Origin of the sequence: Prevotella sp. MGM2 (genome assembly GCF_002933955.1) — a bacterium.
Lineage (GTDB): Bacteria > Bacteroidota > Bacteroidia > Bacteroidales > Bacteroidaceae > Alloprevotella.
Map to the genome: position 1 here is coordinate 1 of NZ_BEWW01000221.1, position 7581 is coordinate 7581.

Here is a 7581-nt window from a genome sequence, read left to right on the forward strand (position 1 = left end):
ATTTAACACTTTTCTCAAAATTCATGCACCGTGTTTTCGGCTTGACCCTATTTTTGCCCTATTTCTTTTGATAAATCCCCGTATTACAATTCAAAGTCCAAGTATTCTTGTTAAAATTCCAATACATACTTTTTCAACTTTAATAGAATTAACTCTATTTTTGGCATAGCAAATGTAACTAAAGGTTAAAAATGTTAATCTTGATTTGACTGTTAAAACCTTGAAAAATATGTTTTAAAGCACTTTTAAGCGCTTTGCACAACTTTTTTCGGCACAAACCTTTATTTTTTTAATGAATTTAATAATACTTCGTGCTTTTTTTACTACTTTTGCCATATAAATACTTCTCTTAGGGAGAGAACGTCTGTTTTGCCATATATTTCCTTCATTCTTTTTTCTTCATTTCACGGCTTAAATAGACCTAAGAATAAGGCTGTTGGCTCTATCCACCACCGATGCATCAAGAGAAGCGAGGTAAATACGGGTAGTCCCTTCCGAATCGTGCCCCATGGCCTCGCTGATAGTGGAAATGGGGATATTCTTACTTTTGGCTATACTGGCCCAACCGTGGCGGGCAACATAAGTGGTCAGGGGAATGGACAGTTTAAGCAACATGCCTATTTTCTTCAGTTTGTTATTCACCAGATGCTCCGCATTCTTATACTGCCGCCACGCGTCCTTTCCGTTATTCTTTATGACAGGCAGCAGGTAGGGCGAAGACGAAGTGTCATATTTATCAATGATTTCCTGCATAGGCTTTTCCCATTTCACAAAAAGCTGCTGCCCCGTTTTCTGCCTGCGATATGAAAGAATACCGTTCTGAAGGTTCTTCTTTTTAAGATAAGCCATGTCGATGAACGACATGCCGCGGGTGTAGAAACTGAACATAAAAATATCCCTCGCAAAGTCCATGGAGGGATTGAAAGAAAGGTCCATTTCCCGTATCTGACGGATGACTCTCACCGGCACGGCGCGCTTCACCGTCTTGTCTATTCCGGTATAGACATGTTTGAAAGGGTGGCGCTGGGCAGTGAGTTCCTTATCCACCGCACGGTTGTAAACAGCCCGGAGGTTACGCATATAGTACGATGTGCTGTTAGGGCAAATGCCGCTCGCCTTGAGCCATGTCTCATAAGCCGTTATCAGACTGGAATCCACTTCGTCAAGATAAACATCGTCATCACCTCTCCTGAAGCGTTCAAAACTGTTGAGAGCCGTAGTGTAGGTTTCGGCTGTACGCTCACGCCCCACCGACCGGAGTTCCCTTACCAGCCTCCGCCCAAACGACAGGAAACGGTCGGAGGCCGAGGGCTGCAAAAACATTTCCACCACCCTGTCGGCCGTATAGTCTCTGCCACAACGCTCAAGCCTCATCACAATGTTTCTGAGACCGTCCACTCCCCTGACGGCCCTCTCCTCCAACGCCACCAGATAAGCGCGACGGACATCGTCTGCATCGGGAGGCAAAACCACGCCGCCATGAGCGGCGTCCCATTCGTGGGGATAGAGTTTCAAACCGGTGGACACTTGCCTTGCCACACGCTTGTGAATCACCTGAAAGAAAAGCGTGCCTTCCTTCATGCCGACAGAAGAAGCACGGAATTTAATTTTTACTGTTGCCATTTTAGTAACACATTATTATATAATAGATACATCCATTTCCGATTACAGCACCCCTACGGCCGCCTGAAAGGACACTGCCGGAACGGGGTGCACAGAAGCTTTTCCTTCCATGCGCTACCGCACATCACGTACAACTTCGACAACGAGGAAAAAGAAAAGAAGCAAAAATTAAAATCCATCACCATCCCACAGCACAACAACAGACAGCATGACGGCCACCGGGGCATCGCAGACAAAAACGGGAGGAAACCTGCCACCCGATCTCATCCACACGTAAGAAACACAAAAAAAACTCTCACAAAAACAGCCGTGCCGCAGCAAGAGTTTGCTGCGGCACGGCTGTTTGTTTAAAAGCAAAATAAAAAAGGGTATCAGCGTATAATCGTAGCCTCACGGTCGGGGCTGACAGAGACGATGCTTACCGGCGTGCCGGTAGCCTGCTCCACGTAAGCGATATAATCCTTGAAAGCCTGCGGAAAATCCTTTTCGTCGCGAAGGGCCGAAAGCGGCGTTTTCCATCCTGGCAGTTCCTCATAAACGGGCTGCCACCCTTCGGTGTCGTAGGGCATATCCGTTACAGTTTCTCCGTCCTTGGTATAAGCGGTACATACCTTGATGGTGTCAAAATCATCAAGCACATCGCCTTTCATCATCACAAGGTCCGTCACACCGTTAATCATAATGGCATACTTCAACGCCACAAGATCCAGCCAGCCGCAACGGCGATTGCGGCCCGTAACTGCTCCGAACTCATTACCGATGCGGCGGATGGTGTCGCCCGTCTCGTCGAACAGTTCCACAGGAAACGGACCTGACCCAACCCGCGTACTGTAAGCCTTGAAAATACCGAAAATACGGTCGAACCTGTTGGGCGCCACTCCCAAACCGGTACACACACCGCCGCTCGTAGTGCTGGACGACGATACAAACGGATAAGTGCCGTGGTCGATGTCGAGCAACGATCCCTGTGCGCCTTCGGCCAATACGCTCTTGCCTTCCTCAAGAGCGCGGTTGATGATCACTTCCGTATCAGTGAGCGGGAAACGACGCATATACTCTATGCCTTCCATCCACTGGCGCTCTTCTTCAGCAATATCGTAATCGGTGAATCCGAGGTCGCGGAGTATCTGCTCATGGCGGGCTTTGAGCGCCTGGTATTTGGCCTCAAAACCGTTCAGGATATCTCCCACACGCAATCCCACACGGGCTGCCTTGTCGCTATAGGTGGGGCCGATACCTTTACCGGTGGTGCCTACCTTGTTCTTGCCTTTGGCGGCCTCATAGGCACGGTCGAGCACACGATGGGTGGGCAATATAAGATGGGCGCGCCGGCTGATATGCAGACGTTCGGTAAGGGAATAACCGGCCTGTTCGAGCTCGCGGGCCTCAACCATAAAAAGGTCGGGGGCAATCACACAGCCGTTGCCGATGATATTGATCTTGCCCTCATCGAATATTCCGGAGGGAATGGACCGGAGTACAAATTTTTTTCCGTCAAAAATGATGGTATGTCCGGCATTGGGACCGCCGGCAAAGCGGGCCACTACATCGTAACGCGGTGTAAAGAAATCCACCACCTTACCCTTGCCTTCGTCACCGAAGACAATGCCCAGCAGGGCATCAACTTTTCCTTTCGTCATGAGTTTTTATAGAATTGTTTCGTTTTCAAAAGTATCTGTGCGGCGGCACCGGCGACTGCTGTTACGGCACCACGGAGAGCAAAGGTATATCTTTTTTCCCGAAATGAGACATTTTTATAAAAAAATCACATAACGAGACCTGCCCCCTCACTTCATCCTCTTCTTCCCTGCACACTTATGGCCGGCAATGCAGACAAACACCGGCCACGGGAAAATAGATATGAAAAGATTATGCTGAAAACTGACACGCCTGCACAATGATCTAAATGCCAAAATATTACAAGAAACAAGGCCACGGCCATTCCGCGGCTCACCCCTCTCCGGGAATCCGTTCGTTCCTAATTAAAACAAAAAAATCCCACCACTCCACCCTCATTCTCTTCAATAGTCAGTACATGGTAGTAACAATGCAGCCTGCAATTTGAGCGTGTAACCATACTGAGCATTACGATTCTTTTTGCGCTATGCTCCGCTTCCGCCTTCATCTGCAAGTAGATTCAGCAATTCATTCTCAATTGCCAGAGATATACTCGCCCTATCTAAAGAACTACCGGAATTATTCTCAAACCAGTTCCGTCAACCAATTCAGTTGCTGGATTTATACGTCCAATTCGCGCAATTGCCTGGAATACGAATCTATTTGTTTTTGCAAATCAGCGACATCAAGCGTACGGACATAACGGATTTCATTTGCCGAATAACGTTCCAAACTGCCCATAGCCGATTGCGCCACAGAACGAAGTACGGAAATGCGCAATGCAAGAACATCTTTTTTCGCAATCATTTCCGTAAGCCTCATACCTTCGGACAAAGTAACCATATTGGTCTTATTAATTCTGAAAATCAATGTTTCCAAAGCATTCAGATGATTGTTCAGTTCTTCCATAAGTTCCTGAGGATTTTCCGCAGGTTCTTCACCTTCCTGAATCCGGGCATTATTTTTCAACCGGACTTCCAATTGCGATATCCTTTTTTTTGCAAATCAGCCCGTAAGCTGAGAGTTTCTGCCAATTTCATAATCTCACTGTTTTTAATTATTTGTGGTTCCTGTCATTGGGATGTTATCTGTCTGATTATAAGGAGAACCGTTTCGGACAGATATCCGCCCGTGCTCCATTCTTTTTTGTTATGAGCCTCACAAAGAGAGAACATTGCGGCCTAGCTTTCCTTTATATTTACGGTTTATGAATAGCTCACGAAGCCGATGAGTCAAATCAAGCACATAATTAAGAATAACTTTCCATCATCAACAACCCATTTTCCCGCAAAAATAAGCATACTATCTGTTGCCGTAATACCGCAAACAGATAGTTTGAGTTTAATTAATTCAAATTCACACACCCTCTCCTGCAAACACGGCAATGTGTAAACAGCATTACAGAATTTATCGCATAATCCTTTTATAATTTACCTTTCACCCGTCTACGATTTTCCTAAACGAATCACAAAACACCATTAATTAACAAGCCATTATAAGTTATAGAAAAATCTAAAATTCTCCGAATATCTTTTGCTATTTCAATTTGAAGGCATATATTTGGATGTAGAAATTCAAACGCACCCTACAGGTAGAGGTACAACGAATCCATTTCCGATTAAAAATTTTGGAGCCAATCGTATATAATTACAAACCATTAAATTAAGCCCTATAAACCAACATGGACATACAACACATAATTAACTTGGTAAAAGAGACCAAGGGAATAATCACAAACAGGGAAATGGCAGCCCATGTGAAAGAAAAAGGAATTGCCGATTACGTTACGCAAGTGGACATTGCAATACAGGATTTTCTGAAAAAGTCACTCTATACACTTGCACCAGACATACAGTTTCTCGGCGAGGAAACCGGCTTACAGCAAATGGATACAGACAATTACTGGATTCTTGATCCCGTTGACGGCACTACCAACCTCATGCACGACTATCAGCATAGCGTGGTTTCATTGGCTCTTTGTTGCCAGAAGGAGATTGTCATGGGCATCGTCTATGACCCGTTTCACGATGAACTTTTTTCTGCCATCAAAGGGGAAGGAAGTTTGTTGAACGGCACACCCATACACGTTTCCTCTGCCCAAACACTCTCGGAAACCATAATCGGTATTGGCACTGCTAAAAGAGAACTGGCACAAGAAAATTTCACCAAATTTCTCAAAGTCTATGAAAACTCACAAGATATCCGACGATTGGGGTCAGCTGCCTTGGAGTTAGCATATACCGCATGTGGCAGACAGGGAGGATATTTCGAAGCATATTTAAATCCGTGGGATTATGCGGCAGGGATGCTTCTAGTGCAAGAGGCCGGAGGAAAAGTGACCGACTGGAATGGAAATACACTTACCCCGGCTCTAGGAAGCCAAATAGCCGGAACAAACGGACAAGTCCACGAAGAATTACTCAAACTATTATCATGAATATACAAAAAGAATTACAACAATTCCTTGAAGGTGAAACTGATCTGCGTTTTAATAACGTGAATGTTACACCGGAAACCATACACGCAATCATGATAAATGAGGTTGTCCCATCATATCCGGAAAATGATTTCTATGGAAAACCGGACGCCGCGTATATGCGAACGACAATTCCGTTGTTCCGAAAAGCCGGGATAGAGGTGGATTCCGCACTGGATATCCTGAACAAAAGGATTTACATCACCAACGCCGTTAAGATGCCCAAAACCGAATATGCCGTTTCAAAAGAGAGCATAGAGGAAAGTCTGCCCTATCTGGAAAGAGAACTTGCATTGTTTCCCAATGTCAGGGTCATTATGCTTATGGGGGATGTGGCAAAGAAAGCCTTTAATATGATAAGCAAGAAGGCGACCAAGAAGAATGCTGTCCCAAGCATATCCACATACAAATTGCGTAATACTGAGATTTTATATAACGGCATTCGTATCATTCCATCCTATATAATGACGGGACAAAACATCTTGATTGAGAAATCAAAATTCGAAATGGCATCGGAGGATATTGCAACGATGTATCAACTTATTACAGAATAATGTCCTTATAAGTCTGCATCATAAATGACAAGCAGCAATATTTGTCCCCGCACAAATGAATAACAATTATTATTTATTAAAAATGAGGCCGAAAGAAACACTAAAAAAGTGGATTGATTGTTTCAACGCATCCGATGTGGCGGGAATTACCGCATTATATGCAGATGATGCCGTAAATCATCAGGTAGCCAACACTCCTGTAGTAGGAAAAGAAGCTATATATCGGATGTTTGCCGATGAGTTTGCAACAGCCAAGATGGTTTGTATAAAATATTTTTGAAGATGAAGAATGGGCAATAATGGAATGGAAAGACCCATTGGGATTGCGTGGTTGCGGTTTCTTCCATATCAAAAACAATCTTATTGTATATCAGAGGGGCTACTGGGACAAACTTAGTTTTTTGAAACAGCATAACCTTCCAATCGAATAGTCATTTTGTTTTCATAAAATACTTAATTATATTATGAAATAAAGTGATTGAAAATGATAAAAAAACGCCGCAATGATTCTGTATTGCTCAGCGGTTTTCTTAAATAATACAAAAACACCCAATCTTACATTCTTGGGTGTAAAATTGGGTGTTCATTTTGCAATTTGCTGATTTTCAGCGTTTATTGCGGAGAGACAGGGTTATAAACCTACTCCCCAATATCCTTGAAATTCAATTTCTTATCATCATGTCAAAGCCTTAGGGGGTACAGCTTAGGTTACAAGAATAACGCTTTTCTGTCACCTTTTGGCTGTTCGTTGTCTGCCTAAAACTACGGTTCAAAGATACGGCTTTCTTTTGATAAATGCAAATCATTGAAAATAAATATTCTGCGGTTAGTGCAAGGTGCAAGCTATATATAAAGATATATACTTGCACCTTGCACTAAAAACTACCTTGTAATAAACAAGATACTACTAAAATAAGTACCTTTGTAAAATGATTCAAGAGGAGTTCAAATTTTACAAGCCATGTAAGTTGCTGCAACCTTATATAAGATATTATTGGGTATTCAAGAGCAATCGACCGCTGGATGCCTTTACTTATCCTATCGGTTGCCCTCAAATCATCTTCCATAAACAAACACCGTTATATATCCCTGAACTGAATGTTACACAACACAAACTGACCATCAGCGGACAAGTTAATTTCTCATCCCATTTGTATGCTGACGGCAATACAGAAATGATAGTGGTTGTATTCCACCCTCACTCTATGAGTATGTTTCTGAACATACCGACTTCACTCTTTTATAATCAAGAAGTTTCCGGTTACAGCCTTGAAAACAAAAGTTTGAATGAACTGGCTACACGAATATTCG

Annotated in this window: 6 protein-coding genes and 1 pseudogene; 4 read left to right on the forward strand and 3 right to left on the reverse strand. The window is 43.6% G+C overall.

Annotated elements, in window-relative coordinates; translation table 11 throughout:
* Positions 1 to 411: 411 nt before the first annotated feature.
* From C5S62_RS05350 to C5S62_RS05360, 3 genes are all read right to left on the reverse strand, one after another.
* On the reverse strand, positions 412 to 1623 hold the full coding sequence (locus C5S62_RS05350; protein ID WP_104404380.1) for a site-specific integrase: 1212 nt from the start codon (positions 1621 to 1623) through the stop codon (positions 412 to 414).
* Positions 1624 to 1994: 371 nt separating this feature from the next.
* Positions 1995 to 3263, reverse strand: a complete 1269-nt coding sequence (locus tag C5S62_RS05355) for an adenylosuccinate synthase (RefSeq protein ID WP_104404381.1) — start codon at positions 3261 to 3263, stop codon at positions 1995 to 1997.
* 598 nt (positions 3264 to 3861) lie between these two features.
* A complete protein-coding gene (locus C5S62_RS05360; protein ID WP_371411188.1) occupies positions 3862 to 4221 on the reverse strand; it encodes a DIP1984 family protein in 360 nt (119 codons plus the stop codon).
* A gap of 700 nt (positions 4222 to 4921) precedes the next feature.
* Between C5S62_RS05360 and C5S62_RS05365 the strand changes: the two genes are divergently transcribed.
* The 4 genes and pseudogenes from C5S62_RS05365 to C5S62_RS13855 form a co-directional block, all read left to right on the forward strand.
* Positions 4922 to 5677, forward strand: coding sequence for an inositol monophosphatase family protein (locus tag C5S62_RS05365; RefSeq protein ID WP_104404382.1), 756 nt, complete (start codon positions 4922 to 4924; stop codon positions 5675 to 5677).
* A complete protein-coding gene (locus C5S62_RS05370; RefSeq protein WP_104404383.1) occupies positions 5674 to 6270 on the forward strand; it encodes a uracil-DNA glycosylase family protein in 597 nt (198 codons plus the stop codon). The genes C5S62_RS05365 and C5S62_RS05370 overlap by 4 nt, the downstream gene beginning before the upstream one ends.
* Before the next feature lie 82 nt (positions 6271 to 6352).
* Positions 6353 to 6701 (forward strand): annotated as a pseudogene (locus C5S62_RS14095) (nuclear transport factor 2 family protein).
* Between the two features lie 498 nt (positions 6702 to 7199).
* The coding region (locus C5S62_RS13855) for a DUF6597 domain-containing transcriptional factor (RefSeq protein ID WP_371411189.1) at positions 7200 to 7581 on the forward strand (382 nt) is incomplete at its 3' end.

Bases quoted from the DNA above. Each gene is read 5' to 3' on its own strand.
- C5S62_RS05350 (WP_104404380.1), bottom strand. From the start codon at position 1,623: ATGGCAACAGTAAAAATTAAATTCCGTGCTTCTTCTGTCGGCATGAAG.
- C5S62_RS05355 (WP_104404381.1), bottom strand. From the start codon at position 3,263: ATGACGAAAGGAAAAGTTGATGCCCTGCTGGGCATTGTCTTCGGTGAC.
- C5S62_RS05365 (WP_104404382.1), top strand. From the start codon at position 4,922: ATGGACATACAACACATAATTAACTTGGTAAAAGAGACCAAGGGAATA.
- C5S62_RS05370 (WP_104404383.1), top strand. From the start codon at position 5,674: ATGAATATACAAAAAGAATTACAACAATTCCTTGAAGGTGAAACTGAT.